General features: G+C 41.1%; 1 protein-coding gene. It reads right to left on the bottom strand.

The genetic code is table 11. The features are described from left to right. Positions 1-587 (bottom strand): hypothetical protein (locus Q1A46_RS20735; protein ID WP_299683562.1); only part of this gene is annotated, 587 nt, incomplete at both ends.

The following is a 587-nucleotide window of genomic DNA, read 5'->3' as shown; positions in this document are numbered from 1 at the left end:
GTTAAAGTAAAGCTTGATCCTAATGCACCGCTTAAAGTAGCTGTATATGGTGAGCTTCCATCTGCAATAGTAACTGTAATCTCTCCTCCGTCTGTACTACATGCATTATCTGCCTTAGAAACGCTAAAGTTTACTTGAATAACATCAGCAACACTAACATTTTGTGGTACCTCACAGCCATTCGAATCTCTTACCGTTACGATATAATCTCCTGGTAATAAATTCTCAAATAAATTATTTCCGCTGTAAGCAACAGCTCCTGTTCCTCCTGGAGTAGCTGAACCTGTATCTGGAGCTAATTGGTATTCATAACCACCCCATCCGCCTGTAACAGCGTCAACACGGATACTTCCATCACTATCTCCTGTACAGGTAATTCCTGTTGGAACTGCTGTATAAGTAATTGCTGCAGTTGGACCTGCTATAGTAAACGTAGCTGTGTCTCTTGTACAATCTGGGAAAGCTGTCATTACAACTCTAACAAAGTAATCTCCTGCTGATAAACCTGCAATAGCTTCTGCTACATTTCCTGTTCCACTTCCTGTGATAGCAGTAGCTGTTCCTGTACCTGCATCAAATACTGTATA

This window comes from uncultured Tenacibaculum sp. (assembly GCF_947502995.1).
Lineage (GTDB): Bacteria > Bacteroidota > Bacteroidia > Flavobacteriales > Flavobacteriaceae > Polaribacter.
This window is presented reverse-complemented; position numbering and strand designations above follow the sequence as displayed.